The following is a 22,413-nucleotide window of genomic DNA, read 5'->3' on the forward strand; positions in this document are numbered from 1 at the left end:
CCCACAAATTCTCTGCCTGAGGGGGAGGTAAAATGGAAGAACGCAATATTTACCATGATATTTCGGAACGCACCAACGGGGACATCTATATTGGGGTTGTCGGCCCGGTCAGAACCGGCAAGTCCACCTTTATCAAGCGTTTCATGGACACCATCGTCATCCCGAACATAGATGGGAACTACCGCCGGGACCGCGCCATCGACGAGATGCCGCAGTCGGCCGCGGGGCGCACCATCATGACCACCGAGCCGAAATTCGTGCCGGAGCAGGCGGTCACCGTCAATATTGAGGGCAACGCCAGCTTTGCCGTGCGGATGATCGACTGCGTGGGGTACATCGTGCCGAGCGCATTGGGATATGTGGAAAACGATATGCCGCGCATGGTGATGACACCATGGTATGACGAACCGATTCCGTTCAACATGGCGGCGGAAATCGGCACCAAAAAGGTCATCACCGAGCATTCCACAATCGGTTTGGTGGTGACGACGGACGGCAGTATCAGCGATATCCCGCGCGAAGAGTACGAAGAGGCTGAGGAACGCGTGATCTCCGAACTCAAGGAGATCAATAAGCCGTTCATCGTGCTGTTAAACAGCACCTATCCGAATGCGGAGGAGACCCTATCGCTCGCCAATTCCATGCAGAAGAAATATGAGGTGCCGGTATTGCCGGTCAACTGCCTGGAGCTTGAGGAAGGGGAGATCCGCACTATCCTTTCAAAGATCCTCTTTGAATTCCCTGTGAAGGAGATCAAAGTGGATATGCCGCACTGGGTTTCTTCCCTGGAGAAGGAACACTGGCTGCGCGCGTCACTCTACACCACCATTCAGCAGGCAGCGGGGAAGATCACCAGGATTCGCGAGATTGAGAGCGTGGTCAAGGAGGTGACCACCTGCGAATACGTGGCCTTTGCAAAGACCTCCACGGTGGATTTAGGGACCGGGCATGCGCGCATCACGGTGGGATTGCAGGCGAATCTGTTCTATAAGGTGCTGGGCGAAAAGACTGGCCTGGACATCGAGGACGAGGGCGCCCTGCTCGACTGTATGATGCGCTTCGCGGAGATGAAGAAAAAATACGACAAGATCAAGGATGCCTACGACGAGGTGCAGAATACCGGCTACGGCATTGTGATGCCGGGCATCGAGGAGCTCTCTTTGGAGGAACCGGAGATTATCAAGCAAGGCGGCAAATATGGCATCCGCTTAAAGGCCGCCGCGCCGTCCATCCACATGATGAAGACGCGCATCACCACCGAGGTGACACCGATTGTCGGTTCCGAGCAGCAATCGCAGGAGTTGGTCATGTACTTACTCAAGGAGTTCCAGGAGAATCCAGGGAAGATTTGGGAATCGAATATCTTTGGCAAGAGCCTGCACGAGCTGGTCAATGAGGGCCTGCACAACAAGCTCTACCGGATGCCGGTGGATGCGCGCGACAAAGTGCGGGAGACCATCGAGCGGATCATCAATGAAGGCTGCAATGGGCTGATCTGTATTATTCTTTAAAAATGCCGCGCAGACTGAACCGGGGACCGCCGCAGAAGGTAAGAAAGCGTACGCTGCTCCGCCTTCTGCGGCGGTTATCTTTTTCAGGAAGTGGGGGAAAGCTTCCCTGGAAAGAGGGAATTACTCGAATTTTCCATTTAACGACTGAATTTTTACGGGCAATTTTGCAATTTCACGCAAAAAATCTTGAAAAAGGACGACATATTCGATATAATGGTGCATATGGCTATAAATTTATCGCTTTATATAGGAAGTAGGGAAGTATCATGTTTACGATTGTGGAAAAGCGCAGACTGAACGACTCCATGACGTTGATGGCGGTAGACGCACCGTTTATCGCGAAGAAGGCGCAGGCGGGCCAGTTCATCATTTTGCGCGTAAACGAGTATGGAGAGCGGATTCCGCTGACCATTGCAGACTATGACCGCGAAAAAGGCACGGTCACCATTATCTATCAAAAGGTCGGCAAGACCACTTTGCTGCTGGATACACTGGAAGTGGGCGACGCGCTTCTCGATTTTATCGGGCCTTTGGGAAAAGCCTCCGAGCTGGAAGGCCATAAGAAAGTGGCGGTCGTGGGCGGCGGCGCAGGCTGTGCCATTGCCTATCCCCAGGCAAAAGCCTTGCACAACATGGGCGTCCAGGTGGATGTCATTGCGGGCTTCCGCAACAAAGACCTCATCATTTTGGAGGATGAGATGCGCGAAGTGTCCGACCACCTCTACCTGATGACGGACGACGGTTCCAATGGCCATAAAGGGTTTGTAACCGCCGCTCTGGAAGAGAACATTAAAAACGGCGCAGGGTATGATTTTGTGGTCGCCATTGGCCCACTGCCGATGATGCGTGCTGTGTGCAACCTGACAAAGGAACACAACATCGAGACCATGATCAGCATGAACCCGATCATGATCGACGGCACCGGCATGTGCGGCGGCTGCCGCTTGACCGTGGGCGGAGAAACCAAGTTTGCCTGTGTGGACGGGCCGGACTTCAATGGCCATGAGGTCGATTTCGACGAGGCCATGAAGCGCCTGCGTACATACAGCGAACAGGAAAAAGAAGCAACACGCGAATTCAATTGCCGTTTGATGGAGGGTGCAGAACATGCCTAATATGACGCCAAAAAAGACGCCGATGCCGGAACAGGCACCGGATGTTCGGAATAAAAATTTTGAAGAGGTTGCGCTGGGATATACCGATGAGATGGCCATGGAAGAAGCGCAGCGCTGCCTCAATTGCAAACATAAACCCTGTGTAAACGGTTGCCCCGTAGGGGTGCCGATCCCGGAATTTATCTCGCATGTGGCCAAAGGGGAGATGGAAGAAGCCTACCAGACTATTAAGACGATGAATTCCCTGCCCGCCATCTGCGGCCGCGTTTGCCCGCAGGAAACGCAGTGCGAGCACAACTGTGTGCGCGGCATCAAGGGCGAACCGGTGGGCATTGGCCGGCTGGAGCGCTATGTCGCGGACTGGCATATGAAGCACGGCGAGGAGAAAGTGGAAAAGGTCCCTTCAAACGGGCACAAAGTTGCGGTCATCGGCGCTGGCCCGGCTGGTCTGACCTGTGCGGGCGACTTGAGCGCGAAGGGCTATCAAGTGACCATTTTTGAAGCGCTGCACACCGCGGGCGGCGTGTTGATGTATGGCATCCCGCAGTTCCGTCTGCCCAAGGAGATCGTCCAGAAGGAGATTTCCGGCCTGGAGGAGCGCGGTGTAGAGATCATGACCGACATGGTGATGGGAAAGGTCCTCTCCGTAGACGAGCTCTTTGAGATGGGTTATGAAGCGGTCTTTATCGGCACGGGCGCTGGCCTGCCGAACTTTATGAATATCCCCGGGGAGAGCTTGGTGGGGACGTATTCCGCCAACGAATTCCTCACCCGTGTAAACCTGATGAAGGCATATAAGCCCGAGTACGACACCCCGATCATCCGTCCGAAGAATGTGGCGGTCGTCGGCGGCGGCAACGTGGCGATGGACGCCGCGCGCACGGCAAAACGCCTAGGAGCGGAGAATGTGTACATTGTGTACCGCCGCGCTGAGGAACAGATGCCTGCGAGAAACGAAGAGATCCACCACGCGAAAGAAGAGGGCATTATTTTCCGCCTGCTGTGCAACCCGGTAGCGATTCACGGAGACGACGACGGCAAAGTGCGCGCCATCGAGTGCATTGAGATGGAGCTCGGTGAGCCGGATGCCTCTGGACGCCGCAGACCTGTTCCGAAGGAGGGCTCGAACTTCGAGCTTCCCGTGGACTGTGTCATTATGGCCATCGGCAACAGCCCCAACCCCTTGATCCGTTCCACGACCGAGGGGTTGGAGGCCAATCAGAAGGGCTGCATCATTGTGGACGAGGCGACTATGGCGACAACCCGCGAGGGCGTTTATGCAGCGGGCGACGCGGTGAGCGGCGCAGCGACGGTTATTTTGGCGATGGGCGGTGGAAAAGAAGCAGCTGCCTCCATAGACAAATACATCCAGAATAAAGCAAAATAATTCCGGTTTCTATAGAAATCGGGATCGGTTGCGCCGGTTCGGAGAACCTTCCGAACCGGCGTTTTTGGCGTGACGGAAAATCTCCATTGTGCAGATGGAGCATTCCCATTGTTTCCTATGGCTACGATGGCGCAACGGGAACACGTTCTTTTTTGCCCCACGTGTGCATATAGTGTACAGGCAATCAAAAACAGGGGGATGGAAGAATGAACGGATTCGATTATGAGGAAGAATATCAAAGAGACACGCAGGATGCGAGGCAAATACCTTCCGAACCGGGACTTTACGATTCCTTGGAAGGGCTGTCGCACAAGAAAGCAAAGCGCGCCAGTTCCTGGCTTTTAACCGTCATACAGGTGACCGTATGCGGAGTGGTGATTGTAGCTGCGTTGGCGCTCAAGGTGTTTGGCGGGGATCTCTACACCAATATACGGGATTGGTATGTCAAACAGATCAATAATTCCATTGTTGCGGAAGAACAGGCCGATTCATTTAAAACCAAGGTGTTGGAGCTATTTCCGAGGGCTTCTTCCGCCCCGGAATCGTCGGAGCCGGAGAGCAGTGCCTCCGGAACGGAGAGCTCATGACGTTTTCCATCGGAACCTGCCGCGTGACAGTGGGATTCCTCTTTGTGGCAATGCTGGCCTTTTTCTTATTGCTGGACACCGATGGGATGGCCGGGCCGGGCATTGCGGCCGCAGCTTTGCATGAATGCGGCCATTTAGCGGTGCTTTTTGCGGTTGGCGAACCTCCCAAGGCCATCCGGTTGAATCCCTTTGGCGTGGAAATTGTACGGAGAGGGGAACCACGCGGCTATCTGCGGGAGGCAGCAGTGGACCTGGCCGGGCCCTGTGTCAACCTGCTTGTGGGAGGAACCTGCATGTTGCTCCTTGGGACTGGCGCAAAAAAGTTTGCCATCGCCAATCTCATGATCGGGGCGATGAACCTTCTGCCAATCGATCCACTCGACGGCGGCCAGGCCCTGCACGCATTGCTCTGCCTGCGCCTACGGGAGGAGACGGCGGCGCGTGTGGGAACAGCGGTCTCCGTTTTGGCATTGCTGCCGTTGGCCATCGCAGGATTCCTGCTTTTACTGCGTTCCAGGTACAATTTTTCGCTTTTGCTGGTTGGATGCTATTTGATGCTGCTGCTCCTGCTCAAGCGTCGCCGGTTCGGGAGTGAAAGAGCGTTTCCCAGAGAAAAAACGTTTCCATGTAGGTGAAGAGAAAAATGTCTCGTAACGCTTGGATTCGTTCCATATAAGTGGTCCACTTTCAAGCGGTCGATCCCATTTCTCACGCCGCCCGACTCCACAATACGGGGGAGGGCGGCATTTTTGCGTAAAGCAAGAAATTCCTTAACCTCAGCTCTGTGGCTTTACACGGAAGAATCTGATAAAAATAATACAGAGGTTCACAAATGAATTGAGCAATTCACACATTGACAATCAAATTGATGTGATTATAATTGATATGTCAATTATTGATATATCAATTATTGTGGCGAGGTGAAGGGAATGGAAAACACGTTTTATATGCTGCTGCATCGTGCGTTTCATGCCCAGCGGGGATATCTGCGGTCCTTTCTGGGGGAATCCGGGTTGGGAACAGGCCAACCGAAGCTCCTGGTCCATCTGGAACGGCAGGGGCCATGCAGCCAGCGGGAACTGGCGGAATATTTTGAAATTGACCCTGCCGCTGTGTCACGGATGCTGTGTGCACTGGAGAAAAGCGGGTTTGTAACACGGAAGGCCCACCCAGAGAGCCGGCGCAAGGATTTGGTGGAGCTCACCGAACAGGGACACACCATGGCGAAAATTTGGCGGGGAAATTATCAGAAGATGGAAGAGATCATGCTCAAGGGGTTTTCCGACCAGGAGCGGGCGCAATTTGCCGATTACCTCATTCGAGCGTATCATAACTTCCGAGAGAGAGAGGAGGAACCGCTATGCAAGATATGAAGCGGTTGCTGAAGTATTTAGGGCCTTATCGGAAGGACATGCTCATCGGCGCGCTGCTGATCTTTGTGGAGACCTGTTTTGAACTGTTTATCCCGGTGCTGATTGCCGACCTCATCGACGTCGGTGTCGCAAATGGAGATATTCCCTACATCTTTTCAAAGGGGATACAGATGGGGATTTGCGCGATCTTGGCATTGATAACCGGATTGCTATATGCCCGTTTTGCTGCCCGTGCCGCATATGGTTGGGGTGCGCAGATCCGCGCGGCACAGTATGAACAGGTGCAGAAATATTCCTTTGCAAATTTGGACCATTTTGATACCTCGTCCCTTGTGACCCGCATGACCACGGACGTCACCGTTCTACAAAATGCGATCAACGGCGGATTCCGTCCGCTGTTCCGCGGCCCATCCATGTTGATTATGGGCGTGGCCCTGTCCTTTTGGATGAGCCCACGGCTGGCGCTGATCTTTGTGGTGTGTACGCCGGTTCTGGGGATTATCCTGTTTTTTATCCTACGAAAGGTGGGACCGATGTATGGCCGCCTGCAAAAGGTGGTCGACCGGCTGAACAACGTCGTACAGGAGGGTTTGACAGCCATCCGCGCAGTCAAAGCGTTTGTTCGCGGGGAATATGAGGAGGAAAAATTCCGGGATGTCAACCAGGATCTGATGGATTCCAGCCAGACGACCTTTCACTATGCGGTTTTAAACCTGCCGGCATTCCAATTTGTCATGTACGCTGCCATTGTCCTCATCATGTGGTTCGGCGGCAATATGATCTTGCATTCCACTTTACAGGTGGGCGATCTCACCGGGTTCCTGAGCTATGTAATGCAGGTTATGAACTCTTTGATGATGATTGCCAATGTGTTTTTGCTGCTTACACGCTCCTTGGCCAGTGCGCACCGTATCAGCGAAGTGTTGGATGAACCGGTTATGCTGACCTCCCCGGAGAACGCCAGAAAAGAGATTCCGGATGGGCGCATCGATTTTGAGAATGTCTCGTTCAAATACCATGAGGACGCGCAGGAATACGCGCTCTCCGGCGTCACATTGCATATTCAGGCCGGCCAAACGATCGGAATTCTGGGAGGGACAGGCTCTTCCAAAACGACCTTGGTGCAGCTTATCCCGCGGCTTTATGATGCGACCGAAGGGTCCGTTAAGGTTGGAGGCCATGATGTACGGGAGTACGATCTCCGGTCCCTGCGGGATGCCGTGGGGATGATCTTACAGAAGAATGTCCTATTCTCCGGCACCGTGCGGGAGAACTTGCAGTGGGGCAACCCGGAAGCCGACGACGAAACCTTATGGGCCGCCTGCCGGGCGGCGTGTGCCGATGAATTTTTGGAGCGCATGCCCAGGGGGTTGGATACCGACCTCGGACAGGGGGCAAACAACATCTCCGGCGGACAGAAACAGCGTCTTTGCATTGCCCGAACCCTCTTAAAACGCCCTAAGGTGATGATCTTCGATGATTCCACCAGTGCGGTCGATACGGCGACGGAGGGAAAGATCCGCACCGCATTGGCGGGACTCTCTGATGTAACCAAAATTATCATCGCTCAGAGGATCACCTCAGTCATGCACACGGACCAGATTGTCATTTTGGACGACGGCAAGGTACACGCTATCGGCACACATAAGGAGCTGTTGGCGAGCGATCCAATTTACCAGGAGATTTACCGATCTCAGATGAAAGGAGGGGATGAATATGGCAGCACGGCAGCTCAATGCTAAAAAGCCTCAAGATTTGCGCTATACCCTGCGCATGCTGCTGTCCTACATGGGGCGTCACAAATTCATCCTGCTGCTGGTGGCGATTCTGGTGACCATCAGCGCCGTGGCCAATCTGCTGGGGACGTATATGATCCGGCCGGTGGTCAACAATCTGGCATCCGGAAATATAAGGGATTTGCTCATGGGCGTGCTGCTCACGGCCGCGATCTATGGAGTGGGGGCATTGTCCGCGTACGGCTATACACAGGCCATGGTAAAAGCGGCCCAGCAGGTGCTCTACGATATTCGCCGGGATCTGTTCGCCCATTTGCAGACATTGCCCCTCAAGTTCTTTGATACCCAGCGGCACGGCGACGTGATGAGCTATTTTACCAACGACGTCGATACGATTTCCGACGCCCTGAACAACAGCTTTGCAATGGCGATACAGAGCTTCATCCAGATGGTGGGCACGCTGGTCATCCTGTTCATCCTCAATTGGCAGCTTTCGATGATCGTGGTTGTGTGCTATGCCGTGATGTTCTGGTACATCCAGTTCAGCGGCAAACGCAGCAAAACGTACTACACACGCCAGCAGGAAAGCTTAGGGGATTTGGATGGCTACATTGAAGAGATGGTAAACGGACAAAAAGTCATCAAGGTATTCAACCATGAGGACGCCAATCTAAAGGGCTTTCAGGAAAAAAATGAAGCCCTGCGTAAGGCAGGGACCGGAGCACAGAGCTATGCAGCGACAATGGTTCCCGCCGTCGTCAGCATATCCTATATCAATTATGCGATCGTAGCGGTTCTGGGCGGAATTATGGCGCTGCAGGGAATGACCGACGTCGGCAGCCTGGCCAGTTACCTGGTATTCGTCCGGCAAGCTGCGTTGCCGATTAACCAGTTTACCCAGCAGAGCAATTTCCTGTTGGCTGCTCTGGCAGGCGCAGAACGGGTCTTTGATGTCATGCACTTAAAACCGGAGGTCGACGAGGGAAAGGTCGACCTGGTCAATGTGGAAGAAAAGGATGGGACATGGATTCCATGCGAAAAAAAGACCGGGCATTGGGCTTGGCGCAGGGAAGACGGTACGTTGGTTCCCTTGCGTGGTGATGTTCGGTTCCAAAATGTGGATTTTGCGTACGAATCCAATCATCCGATCCTAAAAAACATCACTCTCTATGCAAAGCCGGGGCAAAAGATCGCCTTTGTAGGATCGACTGGCGCAGGGAAGACCACCATTACCAACCTGATTAACCGCTTTTATGATGTGCAGGGCGGCAGCGTCACATATGACGGGATCGATGTCAAGGACATCAAAAAAGACGCCCTCCGGCGCTCCTTGGGGATCGTCCTCCAAGATACCCACCTGTTTACCGGCACCATTGCGGACAATATCCGCTTCGGCAAGCTGGATGCAACCGACGAGGAAATCAAAAAAGCAGCCCGCATCGCCAATGCAGATTCCTTTATTCGAAGGCTTCCACAGGGATACCAAACGATGGTGACGGCGGACGGCGCCAACCTGTCCCAAGGGCAGCGCCAGCTTTTGGCCATCGCCCGGGCTGCTGTGGCCGATCCACCGGTTTTGATTCTCGACGAGGCGACGTCGTCCATCGACACCCGCACGGAATCCTTGATTGAGAAGGGGATGGACCAATTGATGGAGGGACGTACCGTCTTTGTCATTGCCCACCGCCTGAGTACGGTGCGCAATGCGAATGCCATTATGGTCCTGGAGCACGGCGAGATTGTGGAGCGCGGTGACCACAAAGACCTGCTTGCACAGAAGGGAAGATATTATCAGCTCTACAATGGCATGTTTGAATTGAGCTGAGACGCGAGTTATAAAGGCTCTTGTGATGTGACAAAAAGACCAGGCTGAATTCCAGCCTGGTCTTTTACAATGTAAATGCATTTTTATAGCCATTAGAAAGTGCCGTGCTACAACGCATACGATTACACGCTACTTTCATAGGTTCGAATAATTTGTTCCGCAATGTTTCGGCGCTTGACGCAAGCGTCCATGGCTGCTTTTTCGATGTGCCGGTGTGCCTCCGCCTCACTCATCTTCAAATGCTCCATCAGAAGGAGCTTTGCGCGGTTAACTAGCCGGATCTCCTCCATCTTGCTTTGCAGGGAAGTGGCCTTTTCTTCCAGGGCCCGGAGCCTTTGCCGGGTTGCAAAAAGCAGCTTTACAGACTGGTATACGACCTGGCGGTTGACCGGCTTGGGCAATGTCAAAATGCCGTAATCCTCCACCTTTTGGCTGATCGGATCTTGCAGGTCCGCGCGGACAAATAGGAGAATACCCGGCCCCTGTGTTTCTGCGGCATCAATGGCAAACTGGATGCCGAAATCGTCGGATAGAGGGGTGTTGATAATCAGGATATCGAAAGGCCTGTCCACCAACATCCGCTTGGCTTCGCCAACGGTAGGCGCAGATCGAATCGGGGAAAAGTTGCTTGCTGGCAACAAGTCCTTGAAAAGCGCACCTGTCTTTTGCCCAGAGGATACCACCAGGACACTACACGGCCTTTTTGGTTGCATCATGTGGATTCACTCCTCTCTTAGACAGTCGTTTATAGAAACAAATGGCACATTACAAAATTTCGGGGATAAATTCCTGGATAAATTTGCTCTGGCGAGCCAGCGAACGCGCCTCCTCCAAAGTGGCAGGAAGAGTCTCTAGGGGGTTCGTGACCGAACGGTCCGCTGTAAAAAGATTGACGTCCAAAGGCGCGCACAACGGCATTTGCTTCCGGATACCGTCCAACCCCGCGTAGATCAGCAGGGCATAGGCGAGGTATGGATTGGCCGTCGGATCAGGGGACCGCAGTTCAAACCGCTTGTATTCCCCCTTCGCAGCAGGGATGCGGATAAGCTGAGAGCGGTTTTCCGAGGACCACGTCAAATATCGCGGCGCTTTCTGTTCTCCCAAGCGGAGATAGGATTCTTCGGTGGGGTTTAAAAAGGCCGTGATCTCACGGATGTGGCTGAGAATCCCTGCGATAAAGGCATCCGTGTCCTTTTGCCCGCCAGGGCTTTTGATCGAGATATTGATATGTAGGCCGTTCCCGCACTGCCCACTTAAAGGCTTAGGGGAGAAGCAGGCATAAAGCCCGTTCTGCATGGCGATGTTCTGGGCGACGGATTTAAATGTCACAGCGTTATCCGCGGCAGAGAGGGCATCGCTGTATCGGAAGTCGATCTCGTTCTGTCCCGGCCCCTCTTCGTGGTGGGAGCCCTCCGGCCGGATCCCCATATCGCTCAATGTCAAGCAGATGTCGCGGCGGACGTTTTCCCCCCGGTCCTCTGGGGCGATATCCATATATCCGGCGTGGTCAAATGGCGCCTTTGTGGGGAATCCATTTTCGTCGGTTTGGAACAGATAAAATTCGAATTCCGCCCCAAAGTAACAGGCAACATCCATCTTTTTAGCCCGTGCAATGGCCTTTTTCAGAAGGAACCGGCTGTCCCGTTGGAAGGGGGTGCCATCGGGATTTTGAATCTCACAAAACATCCGCACAACCCGGCCTTGCGTGGGGCGCCAAGGCAATACAGAAAGCGTAGAAGGGTCGGGGAAAAGGAATAGGTCGGATTTGGTTTCGTCGCCAAAGCCTTGGATCGCGGAAGCGTCAAAGGAAATCCCATATTCAAAAGCCCGTCCGAGTTCGGTAGGCATAATGGCAATATTTTTTTGATTTCCGGCTAAATCGCAGAAGGCCAGGCGGATAAATTTTACATCTTCTTCCTGACAATAAGTCATCACTTCATCGTAACGATACACAACGATTCACTCCTTTTGGCGGCGTTACGCCGGGATATGATGGGGTGCTTTGGCCGGGTTTATCCCTTTAACAGGCGAAAAAGCGGCCTTAAAGAAAAACGTCCATAGATATCCCAAAATGAGGAAATCATCCTCCTTCGATACTATGAACGCCATTGCCCATATTGAATGTTTGTATTCACAATTTATTAATAATCATAGTATGAACAACTAGATTTGTCAACGAAAAATCTGAACCCGGACGAAGGAAAAATTTGTACAGTTTTCCGGAGCTTTCCTAGGCAATATGAAATTTTATAATAACTTCCTTCATAAAACTGTTTCAAGCTTTGAGAAATCAAAATAAAAAATAGTTAAAACCTAGGGAAATCCACATCATACGAGAAATCCACTTTTTGGGAAATTTTTAGAAAATGAAATTTATATTGATTGTAATTGCAAAAAATTTAAAAAAGGGCTTGACAAAGGATTGATTTGCTCGTATACTGCTGTACAGACAAGCAAGCGGCGATGACGTCGCAGGCAAAGACGCTCGGCCTGTGAAAAGGCTGGGTTATAAAAGAAGCTTTGTTCCTCTGTAAATGGAAGACAGATGGAGAAAAACTTTTTCGATTTTGTTCCGAAAAACGGCAAAGGCGTCGTAGAAAGAATGTTTCTACGACGCCTTTGCCGTTTTATTTATTTTCTATGAAAAGGGGTATTGTTATGAACACAATCACAAGCGTTTTTGGAACGAACGTTTTCAGCGATTCTGTTATGAGGGAACGTTTGCCCAACGAGACGTATAAGCAGCTGCAGCGCACCATTAAGCAGGGGAAACATCTGGACAATACAGTTGCCAATGTGGTTGCGAATGCGATGAAGGACTGGGCGATTGAAAAAGGGGCAACCCACTTTACCCATTGGTTCCAGCCGATGACGGGAATCACCGCAGAAAAGCATGACAGTTTTATCACCCCAATCGAAGATGGGCGCGTCATTTTGGAATTTTCCGGCAAGGAATTGATCCAAGGGGAGCCGGACGCCTCCTCGTTCCCATCCGGCGGCCTGCGCGCAACCTTTGAAGCGAGGGGCTACACCGCTTGGGACCCCACTTCCTATGCATTTATCAAGGGGAAGACGCTTTGTATTCCTACGGCGTTCTGCTCCTACGGAGGGGAAGCCTTGGATAAAAAGACGCCTTTGCTCCGCTCCATGGAGGCCATCAGCAAACAGGCGGTGCGGGTGTTGAAGCTCTTCGGTGACGGCGATGTGACCTCGGTCAAAACGACGGTCGGGCCGGAACAGGAGTACTTCCTGGTTGAGCGGGAAATGTTTGATAAACGGCCGGATTTGATTTATACCGGAAGAACGCTCTTTGGGGCGAAGCCGCCAAAGGGACAGGAACTGGACGACCACTATTTCGGCACCATCAAAACCAGGGTGGCTGAGTTTATGGAAGACCTGAACGAAGAGCTTTGGAAGCTCGGTGTTCTGGCCAAGACCGAGCACAACGAGGTTGCGCCCGCGCAGCACGAGTTGGCGCCGATCTTCACCACGACCAATATCGCTACGGACCACAACCAGTTGACCATGGAACTGATGCAGCGGATTGCCAAACGGCACAACCTTGTCTGCCTGCTCCATGAAAAGCCTTTTGCAGGGGTCAATGGCTCCGGAAAGCACAACAACTGGTCGATCTCCACCAACACTGGAAAGAACCTGCTCGATCCGGGGGATACGCCGCATGAAAACGCGCAGTTCCTGTTGTTCCTATGTGCGGTCATCAAGGCGGTGGACGATTATCAAGACTTGCTCCGCATTTCGGTGGCCTCCGCAGGAAACGACCACCGCTTGGGCGCCAATGAAGCGCCGCCGGCAATTGTATCCATGTTCCTTGGAACGGAATTGACCGAGATTCTCGATTCCATCGAAAAGGATGAACAATATGGCACGAGAGAAAAAGAACTTTGGAAGGTGGGCGTACATATCCTGCCGCGCTTCCCAAAAGATGCGACGGACCGGAACCGCACCTCCCCGTTTGCCTTTACCGGCAACAAATTTGAGTTCCGTATGCTCGGTTCCAGCGACTCTATTTCCGGGGCCAACATTGTGCTTAATACTGCGGTTGCAGAAAGCCTGCGGCAGTTTGCCGATGTTTTGGAACAGAGCGAGGACTTCAACGAAACATTGCATGATTTGATCCGCGACACCATCAAGGAACACAAGCGTATCATCTTTAATGGCAACGGCTACGACGACCAGTGGATCGCCGAGGCGGAAAGACGCGGCCTGCTGAACCTAAAGACGACGCCGGATTGCCTGCCATACTTCGTCAAAGAAAAGAACATCCAGCTCTTTAAAACGCACAAGGTGTTCACCGAAACGGAGATTCGGGCGCGGTATGAGATTTTGCTGGAGAACTACAGCAAAATTCTCAACATTGAAGCGGTGACCATGCTCGACATGGCCAATAAGGATTTGCTTCCCGCGTACTCGGCTTATACAAAGCAGCTGAGCGAGACGGTTGTAGCGAAAAAGGCAGCGGTACCGGATGCGGATTGCAGTTATGAAGAAGAACGGATCCGGATGATCTCCGGTCTGTGTGGCAGCATGTACCAGAGGGCCAAGGATCTGGAAGAGGTTCTGATGAAGCTGACGCATATGGAATGTGACGAGCTGGCAAAGGCGCAATATTACCGCACGGAGGTCTTTGGTGCGATGAACGAACTGCGCATTGTGGCGGACGAGATCGAAGGCGTGATGGACCGGAAATTCTATCCGTACCCGAATTATGGCGATCTGCTCTTTGGCGTTCGTTGACCATATCAGCGGATGATGCGGGAAAGCGAACCTACGCAGAGTGGGGTCGGAAGGTGCTTTTTACAATATAAGGGACCCGCACAGAGGAAGAAACAAAGCTGTTTTGTGGATTTGCACAAAGCGGCTGAAAGAGAAACACAACGTTACAATTGGGCGGCTATTCAATAGACGGTCCCGCGGTAAGCGTAGATTGCTCCAAAGGTTCTTCGGAGAAATCTGCGCTTACGCATCAAATAAGGAGGAAATGGATATGTGTTCCATTATGGGGTATTGCGGTAAGAGTATGCCGCTGGAAACGTTTCAGAAAGGGTTTGATAGGACCATCTCAAGGGGGCCGGATGACGCCCGTATTATCCATATAGGCAACGGATTGTTTGGGTTCCATCGCTTGGCGATTATGGGCCTCCAGCCAGAAGGGATGCAGCCCTTTTCCTTGGACGGGGATTACCTGATCTGCAATGGGGAAATCTATGGGTTCCGGCCGGTAAAAGAACAGTTAAAACAAAAGGGATACCGGTTTTACAGCGAGTCAGACTGCGAGATTCTGCTACCCCTTTACCGGGAATACGGGGTGGATATGTTCCGCATGTTGGATGCAGAGTTTGCCCTGGTGCTGTATGACCACAGGCGCGATAAATTTATTGCGGCGCGCGACCCCATCGGCATCCGGCCACTTTTCTATGGAAAAGATGAAAACGGGGATATGCTCTTTGCAAGCGAGGCGAAAAACTTGGTGGGCCTCTGCAAAAAGATCATTCCGTTCCCGCCGGGGCATTATTACGACGGGGAAAGTTTTGTCTGTTACCGCGATATGACAACGGTGGAGACAGTCTGCGAGGACGATTTGGAAACTGTCTGCCGGAAGATCCGCGAGAAATTGGTTGCTGGGATCGAAAAGCGGCTGGATTCCGACGTGCCGCTGGGTTTCCTGCTCAGCGGCGGATTGGATTCCTCCTTGGTCTGTTCTGTGGCGGCAAAACTTCTGAAGAAGCCCATCGAGACCTTTGCGATCGGCATGGACACGGACGCGATTGACCTCAAGTACGCGAGGGAGGTCGCCGAGTATATCGGTTCCCATCACCATGAAGTGATCATCACCAAAGAGGATGTTTTGGAGGCCCTTCCAAAGGTTGTGGCCCTTCTAGGGACCTACGACATCACCACCATCCGCGCGAGCATCGGTATGTACTTGGTGTGCAAGTATGTGCATGAAAAGACCGACATCCGCGTACTGCTGACCGGCGAAATTTCCGACGAGCTGTTCGGCTATAAATATACGGATTTTGCTCCAGACGCCCAAGCATTCCAAAAGGAATCGGAAAAGCGTGTCCGGGAACTCTATATGTACGACGTGCTGCGCGCGGACCGCTGTATTTCCGTCAATTCCCTGGAAGCACGGGTCCCGTTTGGGGATCTGGCCTTTGTGGAGTATGTGATGAGCGTCGATCCGGCGAAGAAGCTGAACACATATGGAAAGGGAAAATATCTGCTGCGCCACGCCTTTGAGGGGGACTATTTGCCCCACGATATTTTGATGCGGGAAAAGGCGGCCTTCTCGGACGCAGTGGGCCATTCCATGGTGGACGATTTGAAGGCATATGCTGAGGAACAATACAGCGACAAAGAATTTGAAGCCGGCTGCAAAAAATACGACTTTGCCACACCGTTTACAAAGGAATCCCTGCTATATCGGGATTTGTTTGAACAGTATTACCCAGGACAGGCAGAGATGATTTCGGACTTCTGGATGCCGAACAAAGACTGGGAAGGATGCGACGTCCAGGACCCGTCCGCGCGGGTCTTGGCCAACTATGGAGACAGCGGCAAATAAACGGAACGGGGGTTTCACCATGGAACAACGACAAAACGGCCTATATCAGGAATCGTTCGAGCACGATGCATGCGGCATCGGCGCCGTTATCAATATCAAGGGGAAGAAAAGCCACAAGGTGGTTGACGATGCGTTAAAGATTGTAGAAAAGCTGGAACACCGCGCAGGCAAGGACGCCACCGGAAAAGTTGGCGACGGCGTGGGAATCATGCTGCAAATTTCCCATCCCTTCTTTGAAAAGATTGCCCGGGAAAAGGGCGTCTCCATCGGTGGCGAGCGGGAATACGGCGTGGGGATGTTCTTCTTTCCCCAGAACAAACTCCTGCGCACGCAGGCGCAAAAGATGCTGGAGGTCATTGTAAAGAAAGAGGGGCTGCTTTTTGGATTCTGGCGGAAGGTCCCAGTCCACCCCGAAATCTTGGGTCAGAAAGCGCTCGACTGTATGCCGGAGATTTATCAATGTTTCATCAAAAAGCCAAAGGAGATCCCCAGCGGCATTGCCTTTGACCGGAAATTGTATGTGGTCCGGCGCACCTTTGAGCAGAGCGGCAACGACACCTATGTCGCGTCCCTATCCAGCCGGACGATTGTCTACAAAGGGATGTTCCTCGTGAATCAGCTGCGGGAGTTCTATTCGGATTTGCAGGACGAGGATTACGTCTCCGCCATGGCGCTGGTGCACTCTCGTTTCTCCACCAATACGAACCCAAGCTGGGAACGCGCTCATCCGAACCGCTTCCTGCTCCACAACGGCGAGATCAACACGATCCGCGGCAATGTAGACCGCATGCTTGCCCGGGAGGAGACGATGTTCTCACCCGATCTTCAGGCGAATATGGATAAGATCCTCCCTGTGGTGGACGACAATGGTTCCGACTCGGCAATCCTGGACAACACCATCGAATTCCTCGTGATGAGCGGGATGGAACTGCCAAAGGCGATGATGATTACGATCCCAGAACCTTGGGAGAGCGATGACAACATCAGCCGGGAAAAGAAAGACTTCTACCGCTATTACGCCACCATGATGGAGCCCTGGGACGGCCCTGCGGCGGTTTTGTTCTCCGACGGCGACCTTGTGGGTGCAACGCTGGACCGCAACGGCCTGCGTCCCTCCCGTTACTATGTATTGGAGGACGACACCGTGATCCTCGCCTCCGAGGTGGGGGTGCTGGATATCCCGCCGGAAAAAATTGTGCAGAAATCCCGCTTGGAGCCGGGCAAGATGCTGGTGGTCGACATGGTGCGCGGCGCGATCATCTCGGACGAAGAGCTCAAAAGCACGTATGCACACCAACAGCCCTATGGCGAATGGCTGGATAAGAACGTCGTGGAGCTCTCGGAGCTCAAGGTGCCCAACCACAAGGTGGAGACACACCCGCAGGAACTGCGGGATAAGCTGTACAAGGCGTTTGGTTACACATATGAAGATCTGAAGACGGCCATTCTTCCAATGGCGCGCGACGGAAACGAACAGACCGCCTCCATGGGCATCGATATTCCCATCGCGGTGCTGTCCGACAAGCACCAGCCCCTGTTCAATTATTTTAAGCAGAGCTTTGCCCAGGTGACGAACCCGCCGATCGACGCCATCCGGGAAAAAGTCGTCACCAATACGACCGTATATGCTGGGTCGGACGGGAACCTCCTCCAGGAGAAGGCGGAGAACTGCATGGTGCTGCAGATCAACAACCCGATTTTAACGAGCGTGGATATGCTCAAGATCAAAAGCCTCAACCGGCGGGGGCTCAAGACCGACACGGTCTCCCTGCTATATTATAAAAACACACCGGTCAAACGGGCGCTGGACCGGCTGTTCGTCCAGGTGGACAAAGCTTATAAGAACGGCGCCAATATCATCGTCCTGTCGGACCGCGGGGTGGATGAAAACCACGTAGCGATCCCCTCGCTCTTGGCGGTGTCCGCAATCGAGCAGTATTTGATCCGGACCAAGAAGCGCACGGCGATCTCCATTATCCTGGAAAGCGGGGAACCCCGCGACGTGCACCACTTCGCAACCCTGTTAGGGTATGGCGCGATTGCGATCAACCCCTATCTTGCCCATGAAGCCATTGCAGAACTGATCGAAAACAACATGCTCGATAAGGATCTGTATGTCGCCATCGAGGATTACGACAAAGCGATCTTGAGCGGCGTGGTCAAAATTGCATCCAAGATGGGCATTTCAACGCTGCAATCGTATCAATCCGCTCAGATTTTCGAGGCCATCGGCATCAAAAAGTCGGTGATCGATGCCTATTTTACCAATACCGTCAGCCGGGTGGAGGGCATCGGCCTGGAGGAGATCGACCAGGACATCCATGTGCGGCATTCCCATGCGTTTGATCCCCTGGGGCTGGGCGTGGACACAACGCTGGATTCCTCCGGCAGTTACAATCTGCGGAGCGGAAAGGACAAAGACGACCATCTCTATTCCCCGCAGGTCATTGTCGCCTTACAGCAGGCTACGAGGTCGGGGAGTTATGAAAAATTTAAAGAATATACCGCTATGGTGGACGACGAGACAAGGCCCCACACGCTTCGCGGCCTGATCGACTTTGTGTTCGATCCGGACGGCGGGATCCCTCTGGAAGAAGTGGAACCGGTGGACAGCATCGTCAAGCGGTTTAAAACCGGCGCCATGTCATACGGCTCCATCTCGGAGGAAGCGCATAAATGCATGGCGCTCGCTATGAACCAGATCGGCGGCAAATCCAATTCCGGCGAGGGCGGCGAGCTTCCGGAGCGGCTTTCCTCCGAGTATTGCAGCGCGATCAAACAGGTGGCTTCCGGGCGCTTTGGCGTGACCAGCGAATACCTGGTCTCCGCGAAAGAGATCCAGATCAAAATGGCGCAGGGGGCGAAGCCGGGCGAGGGCGGACACCTACCTGGCAGAAAGGTCTATCCGTGGATTGCAAAGACCCGCTATTCCACGCCGGGCGTCTCCCTGATTTCGCCGCCCCCACACCACGACATCTATTCCATTGAGGACTTGGCGCAGCTCATCTATGACCTGAAAAATGCCAACCACAACGCGGATATTTCCGTCAAGCTGGTGTCGGAGGCCGGCGTCGGGACCATCGCGGCGGGCGTCGCCAAAGCGGGTGCAAGCGTCGTGCTGATTTCCGGTTACGACGGCGGCACCGGCGCGGCTCCCCGCAACTCCATCCACAACGCCGGCATGCCTTGGGAGCTGGGGTTGTCCGAAGTGCATCAGACGCTGATGAGAAACGGCCTGCGCTCCCATGTGCGGATTGAAACAGACGGCAAGCTTATGAGCGGCCGGGATGTGGCCATTGCCTGCATGCTGGGCGCGGAGGAATTCGGTTTCGCCACAGCGCCCCTGGTCACCATGGGATGCATGATGATGCGCGTATGCAATTTGGATACCTGTCCGTTTGGAATCGCCACCCAAAACCCGGAGCTGCGCAAGCGCTTTTCCGGAAAGCCCGAGTATATCGTCAACTTTATGCGGTTTATCGCAGAAGAGGTACGGGAGATCATGGCGCGGCTGGGCATCCGCACGATCGACGAATTGGTGGGACGGACAGACCTGCTGAAAAAGCGTGAGAATTCCGCAGCGCCCCGCGGGAAGCTGGTGGACCTCACCAAGATTCTGAACCATCCATACCAGGGGACTTGCCATTACCGCAAGGAAGATGCCTATGCGTTTGCGTTGGAAAAGACGGTGGATGAACGGGTCATCCTTCCAAAACTTCATCAGAACTTGATGAACGGGAAACCGGGGCAGGTGGAATTGCAGGTTTCCAGCACGGACCGGACGGTCGGCACGCGGTTTGGCTCGGAAGTGACGCAGCGGTTTGGCAATTCGCTTCCAGAGGACACCTACCAGATCCTCTGTCACGGAGGCGGAGGCCAGTCCTTTGGCGCATTCCTTCCCAAAGGCGTTACAATCCGGCTTTCCGGCGACAGCAACGACTATTTCGGAAAGGGTCTGTCTGGAGGGAAATTGGTGGTATTCCCGCCGAAAGGAAGCCGTTTTACAGCGGAAGAGAATGTCATCATCGGCAACGTGGCGCTCTATGGAGCCACGAGCGGCAAAGCCTTTATCAACGGAATCGCCGGCGAGCGCTTCTGCGTGCGCAATTCGGGCGCACTCGCTGTGGTGGAAGGCGTAGGGGACCACGGCTGTGAATATATGACCGGCGGTGTTGCGGTCGTCCTGGGGAGGACGGGCAAAAACTTTGCCGCTGGTATGAGCGGCGGCATCGCCTATGTGCTCGACCGGGAACACGATCTATATCGAAAGGTCAACAAGGAACTTGTAACCATCGAAAACCTGACGGAAAAGCATGATATCGAAGAGCTGAAGGCGATCCTTTCGGAACATTTTGAGAACACCGGTTCTGCCCTGGCAAAAGAGATCCTTGCGGACTTCGAGGCCTTTGTGCCGCTGTTCAAAAAGATCATGCCCAACGATTACCAGAAAATGCTCAAAACAATTTCTTCCATGGAGAAAAAAGGAATGAGCCGGGAAGAAGCAGAGATCGAAGCGTTTTATCAGAATACACGGAGATAGGAGAAGCGATATGGGGAAAGCAACAGGTTTTTTAGAGTATCAAAGAGATGAAACACCGGAGAGAAGTCCCCTGGAACGCATCCGCGATTTTGATGAGTTTCACGGCGCCCTCTCCGAGGAAGAGCGCAGAAAGCAGGGGGCGCGCTGCATGAATTGCGGCGTCCCATTCTGCCAATCCGGTATGATGCTGCACGGCATGGCGACCGGATGCCCACTGCACAATCTGATCCCAGAATGGAACGATGAGGTTTACCACGGCAATACCTGGCATGCGCTGTCCCGTCTGTTAAAGACCAACAATTTCCCGGAATTTACGGGCCGGGTATGCCCGGCGCTCTGCGAGGTGGCGTGTCTGTGCGGCGTAAACGACCGGCCGGTGACCATCAAAGAGAACGAACGCTCCATCATTGAAAAGGGATTTACGGACGGCTATATGCAGCCCTGTATCCCGGAGATCCGCACGGATAAACAGGTGGCGATTGTTGGTTCGGGGCCCTCAGGTCTGGCCTGTGCCGACATGCTCAATAAGCGGGGCCACCATGTGACGGTATATGAGAAGAACGACCGGATCGGTGGGCTTCTGATGTATGGGATTCCCAATATGAAGCTGGACAAGGCGGTCATCGATCGCCGTGTGGAGCTGATGAAAGAAGAGGGCGTGCGGTTTATCACCCACACAAACGTGGGCGTCGACCTCCTTCCCAAAGCTCTGTTGGAGCAGTACGATGCGGTTGTGCTCTGCTGCGGCGCGGAGCAACCCCGCGACATCCAAGCGTTGGGAAGGGAAGAGGCGAAGGGTGTTTACTTTGCCGTCGATTTTCTGACACGGAACACCAAGAGCCTTCTCGATTCCCACTTTGCAGATGGGCAGTATGTGAACGCCAAGGACAAACATGTGGTCGTTGTCGGCGGCGGCGATACGGGCAACGACTGCGTTGGCACCGTTCTGCGCCATGGCTGCAAGTCGGTGGTGCAGCTGGAGATGATGCCCAAAGCCCCGGACGAGCGCAGTGCCGACAACCCATGGCCCGAGTATCCTAAAACTTGCAAGACCGATTACGGCCAGCAGGAGGCGATCGCTGTATTTGGAAAGGACCCCCGGCGGTACTGTACCACGGTCAACCGTGTGATCACCAACGAAGAGGGAAATGTGACGGCCATCGAAATCGTCCGCCTGGCCTTTGATGAAAACCGCAAATACAGCCCAGTCCCTGGCAGTGAAGAGGTCATCGACTGCGACTTGCTCATCATCGCCGCAGGGTTTACCGGATGCAAGACATATATCGCCGACGCTTTCCAATTGGAGCTTTCTCCCCGGAATACGGTCAAGACAGGGGCTGGAAAATATGCGTCCAATGTCCCCGGCGTGTTTGCTGCCGGAGACATGCACCGTGGGCAATCCCTGGTTGTCTGGGCCATTGCAGAGGGCAGGGAATGTGCCAAAGAGGTAGACGCTTATTTGGAAGGATACTCCAATATGTAAGAGACTCATCGCAAAGGTTACACACATGGTGCCGTCCAAGGAATGAAGAGAGATTCTATTGGATGGACCAGTAAACATAAAAATAGATGCGCTGCATCTGGAAAGCGAAGTGGTTCTGGAATTTTCCATTGCCACTTCGCTTCTGCGTTTCTGTGCCAATTGACTAATGGGACTGGAACGGGAACGATACGAAACGGAACAAAAATGGCTCTTTTTCTGAATCGATTCCTATGTTATAATAATAGCCTTACAACACAAATGGAAATTTTT

The 22,413-nt window shown here is 53.3% G+C and carries 14 protein-coding genes; 12 read left to right on the forward strand and 2 right to left on the reverse strand.

The genetic code is table 11. The annotated features are described in order from the left end of the window. Positions 1-32 precede the first annotated feature (32 nt). The 8 genes from spoIVA (at position 33) to I2E77_RS02915 (ending at position 9,534) form a co-directional block, all read left to right on the forward strand. Positions 33-1,511, forward strand: coding sequence for a stage IV sporulation protein A (gene spoIVA, locus I2E77_RS02880; protein ID WP_087231981.1), 1,479 nt, complete (start codon positions 33-35; stop codon positions 1,509-1,511). 266 nt (positions 1,512-1,777) lie between these two features. Beyond that, positions 1,778-2,626 carry a sulfide/dihydroorotate dehydrogenase-like FAD/NAD-binding protein gene (locus I2E77_RS02885; RefSeq protein ID WP_087231984.1) on the forward strand — a complete coding sequence of 283 codons (849 nt, stop codon included), beginning with the start codon at positions 1,778-1,780 and terminating at the stop codon, positions 2,624-2,626. Next, a complete protein-coding gene (gene gltA, locus I2E77_RS02890) occupies positions 2,619-4,013 on the forward strand; it encodes an NADPH-dependent glutamate synthase (RefSeq protein ID WP_087231987.1) in 1,395 nt (464 codons plus the stop codon). The genes I2E77_RS02885 and gltA overlap by 8 nt, the downstream gene beginning before the upstream one ends. A gap of 206 nt (positions 4,014-4,219) precedes the next feature. Next, a complete protein-coding gene (locus tag I2E77_RS02895; protein WP_191362544.1) occupies positions 4,220-4,600 on the forward strand; it encodes a hypothetical protein in 381 nt (126 codons plus the stop codon). Then, positions 4,597-5,235 (forward strand): site-2 protease family protein, encoded by a 639-nt coding sequence (locus tag I2E77_RS02900; protein ID WP_191362543.1) that lies wholly within the window; start codon positions 4,597-4,599, stop codon positions 5,233-5,235. The genes I2E77_RS02895 and I2E77_RS02900 overlap by 4 nt, the downstream gene beginning before the upstream one ends. A gap of 378 nt (positions 5,236-5,613) precedes the next feature. Beyond that, entirely contained in the window at positions 5,614-5,973 is a 360-nt protein-coding gene (locus I2E77_RS02905) for a MarR family winged helix-turn-helix transcriptional regulator (protein WP_243252506.1), read from the forward strand. After that, positions 5,961-7,715 (forward strand): ABC transporter ATP-binding protein, encoded by a 1,755-nt coding sequence (locus I2E77_RS02910; protein WP_195450587.1) that lies wholly within the window; start codon positions 5,961-5,963, stop codon positions 7,713-7,715. The genes I2E77_RS02905 and I2E77_RS02910 overlap by 13 nt, the downstream gene beginning before the upstream one ends. Beyond that, positions 7,690-9,534, forward strand: a complete 1,845-nt coding sequence (locus I2E77_RS02915; RefSeq protein WP_195450588.1) for an ABC transporter ATP-binding protein — start codon at positions 7,690-7,692, stop codon at positions 9,532-9,534. The genes I2E77_RS02910 and I2E77_RS02915 overlap by 26 nt, the downstream gene beginning before the upstream one ends. A gap of 122 nt (positions 9,535-9,656) precedes the next feature. On the opposite strand, the gene I2E77_RS02920 is transcribed toward I2E77_RS02915, so the two are convergent. Together I2E77_RS02920 and I2E77_RS02925 are read right to left on the reverse strand one after the other, a co-directional pair. Next, entirely contained in the window at positions 9,657-10,250 is a 594-nt protein-coding gene (locus I2E77_RS02920; protein ID WP_087232005.1) for an ANTAR domain-containing response regulator, read from the reverse strand. A 49-nt stretch (positions 10,251-10,299) separates the two neighbouring features. Continuing rightward, the gene (locus tag I2E77_RS02925) at positions 10,300-11,487 is read right to left on the reverse strand and encodes a glutamine synthetase family protein (protein WP_442858915.1); all 1,188 of its coding nucleotides are present in this window, start codon (positions 11,485-11,487) and stop codon (positions 10,300-10,302) included. 705 nt (positions 11,488-12,192) lie between these two features. Here I2E77_RS02925 and I2E77_RS02930 point away from each other — a divergent pair. From I2E77_RS02930 to I2E77_RS02945, 4 genes are all read left to right on the forward strand, one after another. Continuing rightward, the gene (locus tag I2E77_RS02930; protein ID WP_195450589.1) at positions 12,193-14,289 is read left to right on the forward strand and encodes a glutamine synthetase III family protein; all 2,097 of its coding nucleotides are present in this window, start codon (positions 12,193-12,195) and stop codon (positions 14,287-14,289) included. A 250-nt stretch (positions 14,290-14,539) separates the two neighbouring features. After that, the gene (gene asnB, locus I2E77_RS02935; RefSeq protein WP_191448439.1) at positions 14,540-16,120 is read left to right on the forward strand and encodes an asparagine synthase B; all 1,581 of its coding nucleotides are present in this window, start codon (positions 14,540-14,542) and stop codon (positions 16,118-16,120) included. A 19-nt stretch (positions 16,121-16,139) separates the two neighbouring features. Further along, positions 16,140-20,660 carry a glutamate synthase large subunit gene (gene gltB / locus I2E77_RS02940; protein WP_195450590.1) on the forward strand — a complete coding sequence of 1,507 codons (4,521 nt, stop codon included), beginning with the start codon at positions 16,140-16,142 and terminating at the stop codon, positions 20,658-20,660. A gap of 10 nt (positions 20,661-20,670) precedes the next feature. After that, a complete protein-coding gene (locus I2E77_RS02945; RefSeq protein ID WP_195450591.1) occupies positions 20,671-22,143 on the forward strand; it encodes a glutamate synthase subunit beta in 1,473 nt (490 codons plus the stop codon). Positions 22,144-22,413: the final 270 nt, after the last annotated feature.

The organism is Anaeromassilibacillus sp. 1001302B_160321_C8, from assembly GCF_015554745.1.
Taxonomy (GTDB): Bacteria; Bacillota; Clostridia; order Oscillospirales; family Acutalibacteraceae; genus Anaeromassilibacillus; species Anaeromassilibacillus stercoravium.

What these genes read in the sequence shown, in the direction of transcription:
- I2E77_RS02930 (WP_195450589.1), top strand. Translation starts at nt 12,193, where the DNA reads ATGAACACAATCACAAGCGTTTTTGGAACGAACGTTTTCAGCGATTCT.
- I2E77_RS02895 (WP_191362544.1), top strand. Translation starts at nt 4,220, where the DNA reads ATGAACGGATTCGATTATGAGGAAGAATATCAAAGAGACACGCAGGAT.
- I2E77_RS02920 (WP_087232005.1), bottom strand. Translation starts at nt 10,250, where the DNA reads ATGATGCAACCAAAAAGGCCGTGTAGTGTCCTGGTGGTATCCTCTGGG.
- gltA (WP_087231987.1), top strand. Translation starts at nt 2,619, where the DNA reads ATGCCTAATATGACGCCAAAAAAGACGCCGATGCCGGAACAGGCACCG.
- I2E77_RS02900 (WP_191362543.1), top strand. Translation starts at nt 4,597, where the DNA reads ATGACGTTTTCCATCGGAACCTGCCGCGTGACAGTGGGATTCCTCTTT.
- asnB (WP_191448439.1), top strand. Translation starts at nt 14,540, where the DNA reads ATGTGTTCCATTATGGGGTATTGCGGTAAGAGTATGCCGCTGGAAACG.
- I2E77_RS02885 (WP_087231984.1), top strand. Translation starts at nt 1,778, where the DNA reads ATGTTTACGATTGTGGAAAAGCGCAGACTGAACGACTCCATGACGTTG.
- I2E77_RS02945 (WP_195450591.1), top strand. Translation starts at nt 20,671, where the DNA reads ATGGGGAAAGCAACAGGTTTTTTAGAGTATCAAAGAGATGAAACACCG.
- gltB (WP_195450590.1), top strand. Translation starts at nt 16,140, where the DNA reads ATGGAACAACGACAAAACGGCCTATATCAGGAATCGTTCGAGCACGAT.
- spoIVA (WP_087231981.1), top strand. Translation starts at nt 33, where the DNA reads ATGGAAGAACGCAATATTTACCATGATATTTCGGAACGCACCAACGGG.
- I2E77_RS02915 (WP_195450588.1), top strand. Translation starts at nt 7,690, where the DNA reads ATGGCAGCACGGCAGCTCAATGCTAAAAAGCCTCAAGATTTGCGCTAT.
- I2E77_RS02910 (WP_195450587.1), top strand. Translation starts at nt 5,961, where the DNA reads ATGCAAGATATGAAGCGGTTGCTGAAGTATTTAGGGCCTTATCGGAAG.